General features: G+C 65.9%; 15 protein-coding genes. 13 read left to right on the forward strand and 2 right to left on the reverse strand.

The features are described from left to right. Window positions 1–68 precede the first annotated feature (68 nt). From acpP to ACUN9Y_RS06675, 10 genes are all read left to right on the forward strand, one after another. Window positions 69–302, forward strand: a complete 234-nt coding sequence (gene acpP / locus ACUN9Y_RS06630) for an acyl carrier protein (protein ID WP_089710620.1) — start codon at window positions 69–71, stop codon at window positions 300–302. A 321-nt stretch (window positions 303–623) separates the two neighbouring features. Next, complete coding sequence (gene fabF / locus ACUN9Y_RS06635; RefSeq protein WP_445459892.1) at window positions 624–1,862, forward strand: beta-ketoacyl-ACP synthase II; 1,239 nt, start codon at window positions 624–626, stop codon at window positions 1,860–1,862. 20 nt (window positions 1,863–1,882) lie between these two features. Further along, window positions 1,883–2,731 (forward strand): aminodeoxychorismate lyase, encoded by an 849-nt coding sequence (gene pabC, locus ACUN9Y_RS06640; RefSeq protein ID WP_445459893.1) that lies wholly within the window; start codon window positions 1,883–1,885, stop codon window positions 2,729–2,731. Between the two features lie 176 nt (window positions 2,732–2,907). Next, window positions 2,908–3,912: an endolytic transglycosylase MltG gene (gene mltG, locus ACUN9Y_RS06645; RefSeq protein WP_445459894.1), complete on the forward strand. Its 1,005-nt coding sequence runs from the start codon at window positions 2,908–2,910 to the stop codon at window positions 3,910–3,912. Between the two features lie 120 nt (window positions 3,913–4,032). Next, complete coding sequence (gene tmk, locus ACUN9Y_RS06650; RefSeq protein WP_445459895.1) at window positions 4,033–4,698, forward strand: dTMP kinase; 666 nt, start codon at window positions 4,033–4,035, stop codon at window positions 4,696–4,698. Further along, window positions 4,689–5,684, forward strand: a complete 996-nt coding sequence (locus tag ACUN9Y_RS06655) for a DNA polymerase III subunit delta' (RefSeq protein ID WP_445459896.1) — start codon at window positions 4,689–4,691, stop codon at window positions 5,682–5,684. The genes tmk and ACUN9Y_RS06655 overlap by 10 nt, the downstream gene beginning before the upstream one ends. A 111-nt stretch (window positions 5,685–5,795) precedes the next feature. Next, complete coding sequence (locus tag ACUN9Y_RS06660; RefSeq protein WP_445459897.1) at window positions 5,796–6,626, forward strand: TatD family hydrolase; 831 nt, start codon at window positions 5,796–5,798, stop codon at window positions 6,624–6,626. Between the two features lie 120 nt (window positions 6,627–6,746). Continuing rightward, entirely contained in the window at window positions 6,747–7,301 is a 555-nt protein-coding gene (locus ACUN9Y_RS06665) for a DUF1285 domain-containing protein (protein ID WP_445459898.1), read from the forward strand. Then, entirely contained in the window at window positions 7,292–9,499 is a 2,208-nt protein-coding gene (locus tag ACUN9Y_RS06670) for an ATP-dependent helicase (RefSeq protein ID WP_445459899.1), read from the forward strand. The genes ACUN9Y_RS06665 and ACUN9Y_RS06670 overlap by 10 nt, the downstream gene beginning before the upstream one ends. A 197-nt stretch (window positions 9,500–9,696) precedes the next feature. Continuing rightward, the gene (locus ACUN9Y_RS06675; protein ID WP_445459900.1) at window positions 9,697–10,530 is read left to right on the forward strand and encodes a sulfurtransferase; all 834 of its coding nucleotides are present in this window, start codon (window positions 9,697–9,699) and stop codon (window positions 10,528–10,530) included. Window positions 10,531–10,740: 210 nt separating this feature from the next. Here the strand turns inward: ACUN9Y_RS06675 and ACUN9Y_RS06680 are convergent, their stop codons facing one another. Together ACUN9Y_RS06680 and ACUN9Y_RS06685 are read right to left on the reverse strand one after the other, a co-directional pair. Beyond that, complete coding sequence (locus tag ACUN9Y_RS06680; RefSeq protein ID WP_445459901.1) at window positions 10,741–12,009, reverse strand: dicarboxylate/amino acid:cation symporter; 1,269 nt, start codon at window positions 12,007–12,009, stop codon at window positions 10,741–10,743. Between the two features lie 351 nt (window positions 12,010–12,360). After that, window positions 12,361–14,028: an electron transfer flavoprotein-ubiquinone oxidoreductase gene (locus ACUN9Y_RS06685; RefSeq protein WP_445459902.1), complete on the reverse strand. Its 1,668-nt coding sequence runs from the start codon at window positions 14,026–14,028 to the stop codon at window positions 12,361–12,363. Between the two features lie 378 nt (window positions 14,029–14,406). Between ACUN9Y_RS06685 and ACUN9Y_RS06690 the strand changes: the two genes are divergently transcribed. From ACUN9Y_RS06690 to ACUN9Y_RS06700, 3 genes are all read left to right on the forward strand, one after another. Continuing rightward, a complete protein-coding gene (locus ACUN9Y_RS06690; protein ID WP_445459903.1) occupies window positions 14,407–15,159 on the forward strand; it encodes an electron transfer flavoprotein subunit beta/FixA family protein in 753 nt (250 codons plus the stop codon). Continuing rightward, a complete protein-coding gene (locus ACUN9Y_RS06695; RefSeq protein WP_445459904.1) occupies window positions 15,156–16,082 on the forward strand; it encodes an electron transfer flavoprotein subunit alpha/FixB family protein in 927 nt (308 codons plus the stop codon). The genes ACUN9Y_RS06690 and ACUN9Y_RS06695 overlap by 4 nt, the downstream gene beginning before the upstream one ends. A 426-nt stretch (window positions 16,083–16,508) precedes the next feature. Next, on the forward strand, window positions 16,509–17,342 hold the full coding sequence (locus ACUN9Y_RS06700; RefSeq protein ID WP_445459905.1) for a DUF3450 domain-containing protein: 834 nt from the start codon (window positions 16,509–16,511) through the stop codon (window positions 17,340–17,342). Window positions 17,343–17,502: the final 160 nt, after the last annotated feature.

Genomic DNA, 17,502 nt, shown 5'->3' on the forward strand with positions numbered 1-17,502 from the left:
CAGTTTACTTGCGGATTTAACCGGCTGGTCATCAGAACGGCTAACGTGAACGACTGGAGTACGTCTACATGAGCACCATCGAAGAGCGCGTGAAGAAAGTTGTGGCTGAGCGCCTGAACGTCAAGGAAGAAGATATTCAGAACTCATCTTCCTTCACCGAGGACCTGGGCGCTGATTCCCTGGATACCGTCGAGCTGGTGATGGCGCTGGAAGAGGAATTCGACACCGAGATTCCCGACGAAGAAGCCGAGAAGATCACCACCGTTCAGGAAGCGATCGACTACGTCAACTCTCACCAGTAAGGGTGTATCGGCTCTGCTGATACCTCCTTTGGTGGCGGTTGATACTGCTTGCTGAAGTGTCGGAGCCCCGGCTCCCAAGAGCCGCCCTGCTGGTCAGGGCGGCTTTTGTGTATCTGAAAGGTGGCTTTTGCATGGCCACAAGCCGACAGTGTCCTCGATGGTGGTGCCGCCCGGGGGGTGGCCTCGTGGGAGGCCAGGAAAAGGCGTCCGCGGATTCCGCCTGCCGGGGGCGCACAGGGGCCGGTGTCTCGGGTATAATGCGCGCAAACGGCGGCCCCCTGGAACCGGGTCGCGACTTTAAGGATGTCTGGAGGAAAGCTGATGTCTCGCAGAAGGGTAGTGGTGACGGGCCTTGGCCTCGTCACGCCGGTGGGCAACACCGTCAAGGAAAGCTGGGACAGTATTGTGGCCGGCAAGAGCGGTGTGGCACCCATCGAGCACTTCGATGTCAGCGGCTTCAATACCCGCTTCGGTGGCTCGATCAAGGACTTCGACATCAGCCCGTACTTGAATCCCAAGGATGCCAGGAAGATGGACCTGTTCATCCAGTACGGGATCGCGGCTGGTGGTCAGGCCATCCAGGACGCCGGTATCGAATGCACCGAGGCCAATGCCGACCGCATCGGGGTCGCGATTGGCTCCGGCATCGGTGGGCTGCCGATGATCGAGACCAACCACAATGCACTGAACAAGAGCGGTGCGCGGCGTATCTCGCCGTTCTTCGTGCCCGGCTCGATCATCAACATGATCTCCGGCAATCTGGCGATCCAGCATGGCTTCCGTGGGCCCAATATCGCCATCACGACCGCCTGCACGACCGGGACTCATAATATCGGTTACAGCGCCCGGACCATCGCCTACGGTGATGCCGACGTCATGGTCTGCGGCGGCGCCGAGATGGCGACCACCCCGCTGGGTCTCGGCGGATTCTCCGCGGCCCGCGCGCTGTCCACGCGCAATGAGGATCCCCAGGCGGCCAGCCGTCCCTGGGACAAGGACCGTGACGGTTTCGTATTGTCCGACGGCGCCGGTGTTCTGGTGCTAGAAGAGTACGAGCATGCCAAGGCGCGTGGTGCCCGTATCTATGCCGAGCTTACCGGCTTCGGCATGAGCGATGACGCCTACCACATGACCTCGCCCCCCGAGGACGGTCGTGGTGCCGCCGCGGCGATGGCCAATGCCATCAAGGATGCGGCCATCGATGCCTCCGAGATCGACTACATCAACGCCCACGGCACCTCGACCGCGGCCGGTGATCTGGCCGAGAGCCGTGCCGTCCAGAAGGTGCTGGGCAGCGCCGCCGAGAACGTAGCGGTGAGCTCGACCAAATCGATGATCGGACACCTGCTGGGCGCCGCCGGTGCGGTGGAGGCGGTGTTCTGCATCCTGGCGATTCGCGATCAGGTGCTGCCCCCGACCATCAATCTGGACAACCCCCAGGAAGGCTGCGTGCTGGACTATGTGCCACACACCGCACGCCAGGCCAGGGTCGAGACCACGCTGTCGAATTCGTTCGGCTTCGGCGGAACCAACGGCACCCTGGTGTTCAAGCGCGTCTGATGCACGGGGCCGACGCTGGGGTGACAAAGGCCATCGCCGCCGATGGTATGCCGAGCGATGGCCCGGGTGGCGATGACGGCCTGCCGTTCGATGATCGCGGCCTGGCCTACGGCGATGGCCTTTTTGAAACCGTGTTGATTCGTGATGGTCGCCCTGTGTTGTGGCCAGAGCACCTGGCGCGCCTGGAGTGGGGCTGTCGGGTGCTGGGCATGCCGCCGCCGCCGCGGGGGGAGCTCGAAGGGATCTTTTCGCATCTGGCCCCGGGGCTTCTGGTACTCAAGATCGTCTACACCCGAGGCAGTGGGGGGCGCGGTTATGCACTCCCCGACGATACCGTGCCGCGCTTGCGTTGGCGGGCGTTCCCCTTCGCGCCCCAGCCGCAGCGCTGGCGTGAGGGGGTCCGCGTGCGTCTGTGCGAGATGACGCTTTCCCGCCAGCCGCGGCTGGCCGGGATCAAGCACCTGGCCCGGCTCGAGAACGTGCTTGCCCGGGCCGAGTGGAGCGACCCCGAGGTTGCCGAAGGTCTGGTGGGCGATGGGGAAGGGCGCATCGTCGAGGCGACCAGCATGAATCTGTTCTGGTGCGACGCCGATGGCGCGCCGATGACGCCCGGGCTGGAAGCCTGCGGCGTCGCCGGTACGCTGCGCCAGTCGCTGATCGACGGCGCGCAGGTTGCGGTGGGCACGTTGCCTCGCGCTCGGCTCGGTCACTGTCGGGCGCTATGGGTGGGCAATAGCGTCCAGGGCGTGTGGCCGGTGCGGCGTCTCGAGGACGAAACCGGCGCACTGCTCGGGGATTGGTCGATCGGCGAGGTGCATCGGGCGCTTCAGCGCCAGGCCCACGCCCGGCTCGGTTATCCCGAGGTCTAGGACCCGGGCCGGAGCCCGACGCGGCCGGGGGAACGCCTGAGTCGGTCGGCGGTCTTAGCCGAGAGCCGAGGCGCATCTCCCGGGCGCGCATCACCCGAGCGCGCACCTCCCGGGCCCACTGCGCTGTGCGTCGCCTGGCGTCGCCGGCGGACATCATTCGAGATTAAGGAAACCCCATGCGCACTGCGCTAAAAGCCTTGGTGGTGCTTGTCGTCATTGGCCTGATCACCGCCTACGCCGGCTATCGCTACTGGGAAGCTCGCCTCGAGGCGCCGATCGCGCTCGACGCGCCGATGCTCTATGAAGTGCCGCCCGGCGCCGGGTTTCACCGCGTGGTCGATGAGCTGGAAGCCGAGGGCGTGCTCGCCAATGGCTGGGCCTTCAAGCTGCTGTCGCGGCTCGACCCTCAGCGGGTGCCGGCGCTCAAGGTCGGGGAGTACCGCCTGACGCCCGACATGACCGGCCTGGACGTGCTCGACAAGCTCGCCAGCGCCGACGTTGTGATCTATTCCGTGACGATTCCCGAGGGTTGGACCTTCGCCCAGATGCGCGACGCCCTCGACGGCGCCGAAAAGATCGATCACCGCACCGCGGGCCTGGACGATGACGCGATCATGGCGGCGCTTGGCCGCGAAGGCGAACATCCGGAAGGGCGCTTCTTCCCCGATACCTATACCTACCACAAGGGTGTCAGTGACGAGGAGATCCTGCGTCAGTCCCTGGCGCGCATGGACAGCATCCTGGCGGACGTCTGGGAGGGTCGGGACGCGGACCTGGCCCTGGAGACGCCCTATGAGGCTCTGATCATGGCGTCGCTGATCGAGCGCGAGACGGGCGCGCCCGAGGAGCGACGCCAGATTGCCGGCGTCTTCAAGCGCCGCCTGGAGCGCGGCATGCGCCTGCAGACGGACCCCACCGTGATCTACGGCATGGGAGAGCGCTATGAGGGCAACATTACCCGGGCCGATCTGCGTGAGGCGACGGCCTACAACACCTACGTCATCGAGGGCATGCCGCCGACGCCGATCGCCCTGCCGGGGCGGGCCTCCCTCGAGGCGGCGGTCAACCCGGCCGACGGCGACAGCCTGTACTTCGTGGCCAAGGGCGACGGCAGCCATCAGTTCTCGCGGACCCTGCGTGAGCACAACAACGCCGTCAATCGTTATATTCGAAATCGCTGAAAGCGGACGTGGTAGCGGACAACCCCGCGTCCTGGCCGATGCCTGCGTCGGCGACCGCGATCGACGTCATACCGTATCGAGCACGATGCCCAGTCCGTGCCCAAGACACCAGGAGCCAGCATGCCCCAAGCCGTTAACGGCCCACGCGGTCGCTTCATCACCCTGGAGGGGGGAGAAGGGGTCGGCAAGTCGACCAATGTGGCCTTCGTGGTCGAGCGCCTGCGCGGGCACGGCATCGACGTTGTCAGTACCCGAGAACCCGGCGGCACGCCGACGGCGGAGGCGATTCGCGAGCTGCTGCTGGCCCATCACGAAGAGCCGCTGGATAGTGACGCCGAACTGTTGCTGGTGTTCGCTGCACGGGCCCAGCACCTGGCGCGCAAGATTCGACCGGCGCTGGCTCGCGGGACCTGGGTGGTGTGCGATCGCTTCACCGACGCGACCTTCGCCTATCAGGGCGGAGGCCGTGGCATCGATGGCGAGCGCATCGCGCTGCTCGAGGGGTTCGTGCAGCGCGAGCTGACGCCGGACCTGACGCTACTGCTGGACATGCCGCTGGAGGATGCCGAGGCGCGTCTCGCGGGACGCCTGGATAAGTCCGGCGAGGTTCGCGACCGCTTCGAGCGCGAGCAGCGGGACTTCTTCGAGCGCGTCCGGCGTGCCTATCTCGCTCGTGCGCACTGCGCCGAAGAGCGTGTCGCGGTGATCGACGCCGGGGGCTCGCTGGACGCCGTGCAGCGTCGCATCGGCCATTGCCTGGACGAACGGATAGCGGCATGGAGCTGACACAGCCACGAACGCCCTTGCCGTGGCTGATGCCGCGCTGGCGAGAATTGACCCGATTGATGGATGCCGGGCGCCTGCCCCATGCACTGCTGGTGTCAGGGCCCCGGGGGATAGGCAAGCAGACCCTGGCCGACGCCCTGATTGCCAGGGCCCTGTGTGCCAATCCCGGGGAGATTGCCTGCGGCGAATGCCATGGTTGTCGCATGCTGGCCGCGGGCTATCATCCGGATCTGATGCGGGTGGCGCCGGAAGAGGGCAAGCGCATGATCCGCATCGACCCGGTGCGCCAGGTCAATGCGTTTGTCGCCCAGACGGCTCAGCAGGGCGGCTACCGAGTCATCGATATTCGCCCCGCCGAGGCGATGAACGTGGCGGCCTCGAATGCGTTGCTCAAGAGCCTCGAGGAACCCGGTGCCTCGACCCTGTTCGTGCTGCAGTCCGACATGCCGTCACACCTGCTGCCGACCATTCGCTCGCGCTGCCAGCACTGGAGCCTGCCGCTACCCGATCTCGCGTCTTGCCTGCCCTGGCTCTCGGAGCGGCTCGGCGGCGAGGAGGAGGCGCGGTTCTGGTGGCGCGCCAGCGGTGGGCTGCCGCTGCAGGCCCTGTCGATGGCCGAGCCAGGCTCGCGGGCCCTGCGCCAACAGTTGCATGAAACCTTCGATGCGCTGGTGCGAGGGGCAGAGCCCGTGGCCGAAGCCGCGCGACTCGACCGCCAGGCTATCGATACCATCCTGTGGTACGGTATCGCCTGGCTTGAGGACCTGATTCGCCTGGGCCTGTCCGGCGACGCCGAGGGGCTACGTAATCCCGATCTGATGCCGCTGTATCGTCAGGCGGTCAAGAATGCGCGGGTACGCGACTGGTTCCGGCTGCTCGATTACGCCCGGGAGCAGCGCCGTCTGCTCGGCGAGGGCGGCAACCCCAATCCGCAACTGGTGCTGGAGGCCTGGCTGGTCCGCTGGGCCGCCTTGCTGCGCTCCTAGCGCTGCGGCATCGACAGCGCCGCGCCTGTTCTGCCCAGCGCCTGCGCCACTGGCACCTGTTCATCGTATCTGGTCATAGTGCCTGTTCATTCTTCCCTGCGAGAGACCCGCATGTTCGTCGATTCTCACTGTCACCTCGACCGCCTGTCCGCCGACACCCACGCTGGCGATCTGGCGGCAACCCTCGATGCGGCCCGCGATCGCGGCGTCAAGCAGTTCCTCGCCATCGCGGTGACCCTGGACGGCGTGCCGGAGCTTGCCGCGATTCGCGAGACCCATCCGGACGTGGTCATCTCGGCCGGGGTACACCCGCTTCATGAGGTCGCCCAGGAGCCCGAGGTCGTGGATATCGTGGCCTGTGCTCGTGAGCATGGTGCGGTCGCCATCGGCGAGTCGGGCCTCGACTACCACTACGATAGCGTGTCCCGGGAGTGCCAGTACGAGCGCTTCGCTCGCCACCTGAAGGCGGCCACGGAACTGCGTGCGCCGATCATCGTGCATACCCGGGAGGCCCGCGAGGATACGCTGGATCTGATCCGTGCCCATACCGATCCGGCGATCGGCGGCGTGCTGCACTGCTTCACCGAAGACCTGGACATGGCCCGGGAGGCGGTCCGGCTCGGCTTCTATATCTCGCTATCGGGGATCGTGACCTTCCGCAATGCCACCTCGGTCAAGGAGTTGGCGCGTCGCTTGCCGCTGGATCGCCTGCTGATCGAGACCGACAGTCCTTACCTGGCGCCGGTGCCGTATCGCGGCAAGCCCAATGAGCCGGCCTGGGTGGTGGAAGTGGCGCAGTGCATCGCCGCCGAGCGTGGCATCAGTGTGGAAGAAGTGGCGCTGCAGACCACGGCCAACTTCCATCAACTGTTCCGTGCCGCCGCCCCCGAGGCGCCGGCGGACCTTCGCCAGGCGCTCAGCGATGCCGGCTTCGTGCGCTGAGTAAGAGTCGCCGCCACGCGGGCAGACGCCCGCACCCTGGCCTCGCCGGGTCGGCGCGACTGCGCTGGGAGCACTATCATCGAAGATGAGCCACGACGGCTTTCAGACGAGGGAGGCCCTATGCAGCTGGACCGGATTCTCAATGGGGTTGCGCCGCTGGGCGATCGTCCGCCGGTGGATCAATGGGCACCTGAGTTGAGTGGCGAGATGGACCTGGTGATCGCTCGGGACGGCCGCTGGATCCATGAAGGCAGCGAGATCACCCGTGCCGAACTCGTGCGCCTGTTCGCCCGCATTCTACGCCGCGAAGACGATGGTCATTATTGCCTGGTCACGCCGATCGAGAAATGGCGCATCTCGGTGGAGGATCATCCCTTCGTGGTGGTGGATGCCGAGCCTGAGGGTGACGCCTGGGCGCTGATTACCAACGTCGGTGAGCGCGTCGTCCTCGGCCATGAGCATCGCCTGACCGTGACCGAGACGCCTGCCGCGGAGGCGGTGCCCGAGGTCAATCTTCGCCTGGGCCTCGCCGCGCGGCTGGGGCGCAACGTCTTCTATCGCCTCGCCGAGCATGGCGAGCTGGCCGCCGAGGGCGACCGCCAGGCGCTGGGGCTGACCAGCGGTGGCGTCTGGCAGCCACTGGGGCGTATCGACGGGGCGTCCGAATGGGGCTGACCGACGAACAACAGACGGTGGTGATGCATCCGGGGGGCCACGCCCGGGTAGCCGCCGTGGCAGGGTCCGGCAAGACCACGACACTCGTGGCGAGGGTGCTGCACCTGCTCGAGCAGGGCGTGCCGGCGCCGCGTATCATGGTGCTGATGTTCAACCGCGCCGCCCGGGAGGATTTTCAGCGCCGCCTCGTCGGCATGGCGCCGGCGGGGCTGGCGTTGCCGGATGTGCGGACCTTTCATTCGCTGGGCCACCGCTTGAGCGGCAGCCTGACCCGCTGGGGTGCGCTGTCGCCGCGCCAGTTGTTGACCGCCGACTGGCAGATGGAGCGGTTGTTGCGTCAGGCGACGTTGCAGGCGCTCGAGAGCGTGGACGAGGATCGAGACAGCGCCCTGGAGCCCGAAAGGCTCGAGGCGCTGGCGCATTTCTGTGGCCTGGTGAAGGCCGAAGTGATCGACCCCGAGCTCCTCTATGAGCGCCGCGATCTGGGCGAGGGCACGCGCCATTTCGTTCAGGCCTACGGTCATGCCGAGGCGCTCATGGCCGAACAAGGGGTGATGAGCTACGCCGACCTTCTGTATCGGCCGCTGATGGCGCTGGAAGCGGACCCTGCCCTGTCACGACGGGTGCAGGGTTTCCTCGACCACGTCATCATCGACGAGTATCAGGATATCAATGCCGCCCAGCAGCGTCTGCTGGCGGTGCTGGCCGGTCGCCAGGCGGCCGTCATGGCGGTGGGGGATGCCAACCAGTGCATCTACGAGTGGCGCGGGGCGCGCCCGGACACCATGCTCGAGACGTTTACCGCGATCTTCGGCCCCGGTCGCGACTACCCGCTATCGACCACCTTTCGCCACGGCCACGCTCTGGCGCTGGCCGCCAACCATGCGATTGCCGCCAACCGGCGTCGACCCGATCAGCTCTGCCTGGCGGCGCCGGGCAACCCCGATACCCGGCTGGAAGTGCGCCAGGGCGCCGCGGCCTTTCTCGACACCCTGGGTCAGTGGCAGCGTGATGGTCGGCGGCTCGATGAAGCCTGCCTGTTGGTGCGCAGCTGGGCCCTGTCGGTGCCGATGCAGCTCGCGCTACTGCGCGAGGGGATACCGTTTCGCCTGGCCCGGGAAGACCGTTTCGTCTTTCGCCTGCCACTGGTCGAGGCGCTGGCCGGTTACCTGGCGCTGGCGGTATCCGCGGCGTTATTGCGTGATCCGGCGCATCTGCTGTTGCTGTTCTCCCAGCCGACCTGCTTCGTGCCCCGAGAGACCCTCGCGGCACTGGCGACGCGCCTGGCCGAGACCCAACGCTGGCCGGACAAGCACGATCCCCTGCTCGCGCGGCTGAAGCCTCACCAGCGACGTACCCTGAAGCGCCGCTACGCTCTGCTCAACGAACTGCCTCGACTCGCTCATCTCGGGGCCGACAAGTTACTCGAACATGTGGTCGCGGAGGTCGAGGCCGAGAAGGTGCTCAAGCGTGCCGCCGCCCGCCGCGACAAGGGCGAAGAGGACATTCGCCTGCTCGACGTGCTGATCGAGCAGGCCCGGGAGGTGCCGGACTTGTCGACCTTCATCGAATTGTTGCGCCGCCCGGTACAGAACCGCGACGACGGCGTATTGATCAGTACCGTGCATGGCGCCAAGGGACTGGAATGGCCGATGGTCGTGGTGGGGGGCGTCAATGAGGAAGACTTCCCTCACTACAGCCGTGATAACCCGCTGGACGCGGAGCGCCTCGAGGAGGAACGCAGGCTTTACTACGTGGCGATCACCCGGGCCATCGAGCGCTTGGTGGTGCTGCATGATGGCGGTGATCATCGTCCCAGCCGGTTCGTTGCCGAGACAGCCTGCGACGACGTGGGCGCTGTCGCTCGGGCCTTGGCCGCCGAGGTGCCGCCGGGCGAGCCCCTCCAGGTGTCGTCACCGCGCCTGGTGCAGCAATACTTGAGTGGCATCGGCTGTCAACTTGCCGTCAGGAAGGCCACGATGGCACCAGGGGCTCAGCTGCCTGGCGACTTCGCCGTGGGCGAACGCATTCGTCACGGCGTCTTCGGCGATGGCGATATCTGTGTCGTCGAAGGCGATCCGGCTAATCCGGTGATCGAAGTGCGCTTTGCCCAGGCCGGCCTGCGCCGCCTGATCGCTCGGCGCGCGCCCATCGAACGGCTGGCCCGGGAGCCCGATCCGCGCCCATCGAACGGCTGACCCGACAGCCCGATGTGTGCCCGTCAAGCGGCTGACCCGACAGCCCGATGTGTGCCCATCGAGCGGCTGACCTGGGAGCCCGATGTGTGTCCGTCGAGCGTCCGACCCGGGAGCTCTAGGTGTGCCCGTCGAGTGTCCGACCCGACAGCCCGATGTGTGCCCCGACGTCGCCCGCAACCCTTGCCAGGAGAGACCGCATGACCCATCCGCTGATTACCGCCAAGGCCCTCGATGAGGCGCTGTCAGGCGTGACGCCGCCCGTGATCCTCGATTGCCGAGTGCGTCTGACCGATCCCGGCGCCGGCAAGCAGCTATGGCGCGAAGGCCATGTGCCAGGCAGCCAGCACCTGGATCTCGATCGCGACCTGTCCGGCGCTACCGCATCCGGCGGTGGGCGCCATCCCTTGCCGGCCCGTGATGCCTTTCGTGACACTCTGCAGCGGCTGGGGTTGTCGCCGGACCGCCCCATCGTGGTGCTGGACGACATGGGCGGACAACTCGCTGCGGCTCGAGCCTGGTGGATGCTTAGCCACTGGGCCGGGCACCCCGAGGTGCAACTGCTTGATGGTGGGCTGGCGGCCTGGGAAGCCCTCGGCGGTGAATGGGAGGTGGGCGACGGCGCAGATGTGACACCGTCCCGGTGGCAGCCGGTGTTCGACGATAGCGGCCTGGTTGGGCTCGAGGAAATGGCGACCAGCGCAGCACTCAAGGTCGATGCCCGGGCGAGTGAGCGTTTTCGCGGTGACAGCGAGCCCCTCGACCCCAGGGCCGGACACATTCCCGGCGCGGTGAATCGTCCCTGTTCGGAGAACCTCGACGAGCAGGGCCTGTTCAAATCCTCGCAGCAATTGGCCGCGGAATTGCCCCACGCAGAGGCGGTGATCGCCTACTGTGGTTCCGGGGTGACGGCTTGCCATGACCTGTTGGCCTATCAGCTCGCCGGGCGGGCGTTGCCGCGCCTGTACGTGGGGTCGTGGAGTGAATGGAGCGCCGATCCCCAGCGTCCCGCGGCCACCGGCGCGGCAGGGTAGGCCGGCGACGCCGTTCACCGACGTACAACAACACCCCCGGAAGGGAAAAGCACCCCGACAGTTGGACACCCATTCCAACCTTCGGGGTGCTTTTACGAGCCATCGATACGACGGGAGGTTCGAGCTGTTGGTGGCACAGCCGCGTTGGCACGATCACACCCGCTTGAGGGAGGCAGCCCGCCAGCATGACCTTGGGACCGGGTGCCGGTCTCAGCCTTGGGCGCGGCCGTCGGTCTCAGTCTTGGGCGCGGGCGTCGTCGTCGGTGTGGGCGAGGGGTCGGCTGCGTGGCGCGCTTCCCCCTTGGCCAACAGCATGGCGTTGGCGGTGTTGCCCATGACGTTGAGCGACGTGCGAAAGCCATCGGTGAAGCGATCGACGCCGGCGACCACGGCGACGCCTTCCAGCGGCAGGCCCGCCGCCGACAGCACGGTGCTCATCGCGACGAGTCCGGCACCAGGAACGCCGGCGGTGGAGAACGACACCAGCAGACCCGTGGCGAAGATCGTCAGGGCCAGGGTCAGTGTCACCTCGACGCCAAACAGCTGAGCCACAAACAGCGCATTGAAGCCTTGCAGCACGGCGGCGCCGTCACGCTTTAGCGCGGTGCCGAAGGGCAGTGCGAAGGCGGTCAGCTCGCGAGGCGCACCGTAGGCTTTGGCGTTTTCCAGCGCGATGGGCAGCGTCGCGTTGGAGCTCGCCGTGCCGAGGGCGAAGCTCAGTGCCTCGCCGAAATGGCGCAGATAGGCCCCGGGACGAGATCCGGTCAGGGTCAGCAGCGCCAGGTAGAACAGCGCCATGGCGGCGATGGCGATCAGCAGGCCGACCACATAGAGCCCGAGCTTGAGCAGCAGGTCCAGGCCCTGGGTCGCGACCACCGAGGCGATCAGGGCGAAGACCCCGATGGGGGCAAGCTTCAGCACCAGCGACAGGACCTTGAGGACGATCTCGTAGCCACTTTCGAGCACGCCGATAAACGCACGGCTGTGCTCCGGCAACTGACGAGCGGCGATACCGATCAGCGCGGCGGCCAGAATGATCTGCAGCAGGTTGGCCTCGGCCAGGGCTTCGAAAGGGTTCTTCGGCACCAGGCCGACCAGCCACTGGGCCAGCGGTTGAGGGTCGCTGGTGGCGGTGGCCTGAGCGCCGGCGGCATCGACACCGAGTCCGGGGGTCAGCCAGGCGGCCACGGCCATGCCGATCGCCAGCGCCACGGCGCTGGTGACCACGTAGAGCCCCAGCAGTTTCCCGGCGTAGCGGCCGACATTGGCGCCGCGCTCGACCTGGGTAAAACTCAGGATCAGCGCACAGAACACCATCGGCACGACGATGAACTGCAGCAGGCGCAGGAAGACCTGGCCCAACGGTGTAAGCAGGTTGGTGTCGAGCGGCTCGGCCCACCCGGGCACCAGCAGATTGATCGCGGCGCCAGCGGCGATGCCAAGGATCAGGGCAAGCAGGATCTGACGAGTGTGTGCCATGAGAGTGTCCGTGTTGATGGCCTTCGATCGCGAGTCCAGCGAAGGAGCGTGCATTAGTGAGGCTGCACACTATTGTGTCGACCAAGGTATAAGGCAAGGCTATCAACAGAACGATCTGTTATTACCTTAGAGAAAACCCGCGGTGGACCGAGGGCGGATACCGGGCGCCGGCGTGACTCGTCGGCCAGGGTGGCGAATCAGCGGCGAATCAGCGGCGAGGCAGGAGCGAACAGCGCCGCAGGTGCGTCAGTTGGCACGGCAAGGCACGACAAGGCGATAGCGGGCGGGGCCGATGGCCCCGCCCGCGGAGGTGAGCGACACGGGTTCGCGTATCGCTTGCCGACGTGGCGATCACATGTTCGGGTAATTTGGCCCGCCGCCGCCTTCGGGTGCGACCCAGGTGATGTTCTGGGCCGGATCCTTGATGTCACAGGTCTTGCAGTGCACGCAGTTCTGGAAGTTGATCTGGAACTTCGGCTTGCCGGCATCGTCCTCGACGACCTCGTACACGCCCGCCGGGCAATAACGTACGGCCGGCTCCGCGTACTCGGGCAGGTTGTCGCGAATCGGCAGGTCGGGATCGGCGAGCTTCAAGTGACAGGGTTGGTCTTCCTCATGATTGGTGTTGGACAGGAACACCGAGGACGGCTTGTCGAAGGAGAGTTTACCGTCGGGCTTGGGATAATCGATCTTGTCGAACTCGGCGGCCGGCTTGAGAGTGGCGTAATCCGGCTTGGTGTCGTGCACGGTCGGCAATTTTCCGCCGAGTAGTTGATCGACAAAATTGTAGGCACCACCGCCGACGGTGCCGTACTTGTGAATGGCAGGGCCGAAGCTCGCGCTGTCTTTGAGCTCCTGATAGGCCCAGCTCTCTTCCCATAGCTGGGTAAAGGCACTGAGTTCCTTGCCGCCCTCGTCGCCATTCTTGAGCGCCGCGAAGACGCTTTCGGCGGCCACCAGGCCCGACTTCATGGCGGTGTGCAGGCCCTTGATCTTGGCAAAATTCAGGGTGCCGGCATCGCAGCCGATCAAGAGTCCCCCCGGGAAGGTCATCTTCGGCAGGCTGTTGATCCCGCCCTTGGCGATGGCGCGGGCGCCGTAGGCCACGCGCTTGCCGCCCTCGAGATGCTGCTTGAGCACCGGGTGATGCTTCATGCGCTGGAACTCGTCAAAGGGCGAGAGGTAGGGGTTGTGATAGGCCAGGTCCATGATCAGGCCGACCACCGCCTGCTGGTTGTCGCCATGGTAGAGAAACCAGCCGCCGTGCGTGTGCTTGTCCAGGGGCCAGCCAGAGCCATGCAGCACCAGCCCGGGCTCGTACTTGTCGGCGGGGATGTCCCACAACTCCTTGAGTCCGATGGCGTAGTGCTGAGGATCACGGCCCTGATCGAGGGAATATTCCGCGATCAGGCGCTTGCCGATGTGGCCACGAGCGCCTTCGGCAAACAGCGTGTACTTGGCGCGCAGCTCCATGCCCGGCATATGGCCGGATTTCTCGCTGCCGTCGGCACCCACGCCCATGTCTCCGATCAGGATGCCGCGCACCACGCCGTCTTCGACGATGGCTTCCTGGGCGGCGAAGCCCGGGAAGATCTCGACCCCGAGCGCTTCGGCCTGTTCCGCCAGCCAGCGGCACAGGTTGCCGGCGGAAATGACGTAGCGAGTCTGGTCGCCGCCGGTATTGTGCATGGTCTTCGGGACCAGCGCATTGGGCAGTTTCTGGGCCTTGTCGGCATCCTTGAGCAGGTAGAGCTCATCGCGCACGGCGGGAGTGGTGAGCGGGGCACCACGTTCCTGCCAGTCGGGGAACAGCTCGGTCAGGGCGCGCGGCTCGAATACCGCGCCGGAGAGGATGTGGGCGCCGACCTCGGAGCCCTTTTCGACCACGCATACGGTCAATTCCTGCTCCGCTTCGGTTGCCTGCTGCATCAGACGGCAGGCAGCGGCGAGCCCCGAAGGGCCTGCACCGACGATGACCACGTCGAAATCCATGGTGTCGCGTTCTACTTGTTCTGTCATCGAGTCCTCTCCTCCTGGCATCGGCGCTGGGGACGGTCTACCACCAACGTCGAACAGATTTTAAACGGTCGTTTGCTTCAAGACTAACCCCATGATAGGCATAATAGCGTCGCCAGGCCATCCTTACGATGGCCTACTGTGAGACGGTCATCATCGAGGGCGGGGCGCGTAGGGATTGTTGCCAAGCGTCAGGCTGTGGCACATTGAAGAGGTTTTCAGAGCCCCTATCAAACGCTTGCATGAAACGTCTAGAAACCTATCGGATGGTTCTAAGGCGCCGCGTGTGACCAGGGTGGCGATCAGGCTCAAAGACAGCCCACGGCCTAGCTCGTGGCGTTCTTCATCGACGGTTCCAAGGGTGAACCAAGCGAGGACAACATGAAAGTACTCGTCGCGGTCAAACGCGTCATCGACTACAACGTCAAGATCCGGGTCAAGCCGGATGGCAGCGATGTGGATTTGACCAACGTCAAGATGGCCATGAACCCGTTCTGCGAGATCGCCGTGGAAGAAGCGGTGCGGCTCAAGGAAAAGGGCGTGGCCACCGAGGTTGTCGCCGTGACGGTCGGCCCCAAGGCCGCCCAGGAGCAGCTGCGCACGGCGTTGGCGCTTGGCGCCGATCGCGCCATTCATGTCGAGACCGATGAGCGCGTCGAGTCTCTCGGCGCGGCCAAGGCCCTGGCCAAGGTGGTCGAGCAGGAGAGCCCGGGGCTCGTGATTCTCGGCAAGCAGGCCATCGATTCCGATAACAATCAGACCGGCCAGATGCTGGCTGCGCTGACCGGCATGGCCCAGGGCACCTTCGCCTCGGACGTCAGTGTCGACGGCGACAAGCTCAAGGTCATCCGTGAAATCGACGGCGGTCTGCAGACCGTGGAGCTGGCCCTGCCCGCGGTGGTAACCACCGATCTGCGCTTGAACGAGCCGCGCTACGCCAAGCTGCCGGACATCATGAAGGCCAAGAAGAAGCCGATGGACGTCACCACGCCGGCCGATCTCGGCGTGGAAGTGGCTTCTCGCCTGACCCTGGTCAAGGTCGAGCCGCCCGCCGAGCGTCAGGGCGGCGTGAAAGTGGGCTCCGTGGACGAGCTCGTCGACAAACTCAAGAACGAAGCCAAGGTGATTTCATGAGCATTCTTGTCTTAGCCGAACATCACGACGGTCATCTCGGTGAAGCGACCGCCCATGTGGTGGCCGCTGCAAAGGCCATCGGCGGCGATATCGATGTGCTGGTGGCAGGCCAGGACGTCGGCGCCATTGCCGAGGCCGCCGCCAAGCTCGACGGCGTCAAGCGTGTACGGGTCGCCGATGGCGAGGTGTTCGCCCACCAGTTGGCCGAGCCCATGGCCGATCTGCTGGTTAGCCTCGCCGACGACTACAGCCACGTGCTGGCGGCGGCCTCGACCACCGGCAAGAACGTGCTGCCGCGGCTCGCTGCGCTCAAGGACGTGGCCCAGATCTCCGAGATCATCGCCGTCGAGAGCGCCGATACCTTCAAGCGCCCGATCTATGCCGGTAACGCCATCGCCACGGTCAAAAGCGACGACGCGCTCAAGGTCATCACCGTTCGCTCCACCGGTTTCGACGCCGTGGGTGAGGGTGGTAGCGCCGCCGTCGAACCCGTCGCGGCAAGCGTTGCCAATAGCCTGTCGAGCTTCGTCGGCGAGGAGCTTGCCAAGAGCGATCGTCCCGAACTCGGCGCCGCCAAGATCGTTATTTCCGGTGGTCGTGGCATGGGCAGCGGCGAGAACTTCAAGATTCTCGACAGCATCGCCGACAAGCTCGGCGCCGCCATCGGTGCATCGCGAGCTGCGGTGGACGCGGGCTACGTGCCCAACGACATGCAGGTGGGCCAGACCGGCAAGATCGTCGCTCCGGATCTGTACATCGCCGTCGGCATCTCGGGTGCCATCCAGCACCTGGCGGGGATGAAAGACTCCAAGGTCATCGTCGCGATCAACAAAGACGAAGAGGCGCCGATCTTCCAGGTCGCGGACTACGGCCTGGTGGCCGATCTGTTCGAGGCCATTCCGGAGCTCGATGGCAAGCTATGACGCGGCGGTGCGGCGAGCGCGACGCTAGACGCCACACCGCGTGTCTGTCGGCGAACCGCGAGCGCGACGCTATCCACGGCGCTTGAGGGCGCTTGAGGGCACTGAGCCCACGGCATGACGAACCCCCGATGCATCGCATCGGGGGTTCTGTCGTTCTATACGTGGGTTCGAGACGCGGATTTTCGAGGTAGCGGCCTGCTCCTGCGCCGGTGGTGCCGAGGCGCTCGGGAGGGGGGCAGCGGTGTCCAGTGGCCTTGGGACGCGCCTGATGGCGTCCTCGCTCGCGGTCAGGCGCTGCCCTTCCTTGGCGCTTTGCGTTGTGCCCAAAGGTCGTGCCAACATTGATAACTATTCGTGTTTGCGATACTGTATCCGCCACTTTTGCGCGCCGAGTTCTCGGTGCGTGCCCGACGTATCGGAGGCAACGTGCAGTCGACTATCCCTTCCTCCCCACGCTGGTTTGGCGGGGGCGCTAGCGTCTCGCCGAGTCTGCGCCGCGGCCTTTGCGTCTTCGCGCTGGCGGCCGCTGTCATGGCTGCGCCGCTGGCGATCGCCGAGGGGAATCTCAGCGATGAGGCACTGGCGGCGCAGCGTGCCCAGGCCGAGCTGCAGACCAGGATCGATGCCGCCGATGAGGCGGTGCGCGAGAACATTCAAGCACTGCGCCAGGCCGAGACCGAGGCGCGTCGCCTCGAGAGCTACAACGCCGCCCTGGCCCCTCAGGTCGAGCGCCAGGCCGAGACCGCCACCGAGCGCGAGGCGGCGCTGGCGACGCTGTCCGAGACCCGTGAGGCCTTGCCGGGACGCCTCGCCGACATGACCGAGCGCCTGTCGACGTGGGTCGACCAGGACCTGCCTTTTCTACACGACGAGCGTCGCGCCAGGGTCGCCTCGTTGCAGAGCGCCTTGAGTGATCCGGCCCTTGGCGATGGCGAGAAGCTCGAGCGGGTCCTGGGCGCCTGGCGTGCCGAGCTCGAGTATGGGCGTGAGCTCGATGCCTGGCGGGGACGCCTGGCCGCTACCGATGGCGAGACGGACGGCCGCGAAGTGGACTTCCTGCGCCTGGGTCGGGTCGGCTGGTATTACCTGACGCCGGATGGCAGCGAAGGCGGCGTGTGGAAGGTGGCCGAGCATGGCTGGCAGCCGCTGGATGCCAACGCCCGCAGTGAAGTCGGCAAGGGCATGAGTATCGTTAGGGATCAGCGTGCGCCGGCACTGCTCGATCTGCCGCTGTCCCAGCCGCTGGAGGGACGCTCATGAAGGCGCTGGTGTTGTCTGCGTTCGTCACATGTCGAAGCGCCCTGGGTCATGGCCGTCTCTCGCCAGTCGGCGCCCGGGGTCATGGCCGTCTCTTGCCAGTCAGCGCCCGGGGTCATGGCCGTTTCTTGCCAGTCAGCGCCCGCGGCATGCGACTCAACGC

The organism is Halomonas sp. V046 (assembly GCF_052645355.1).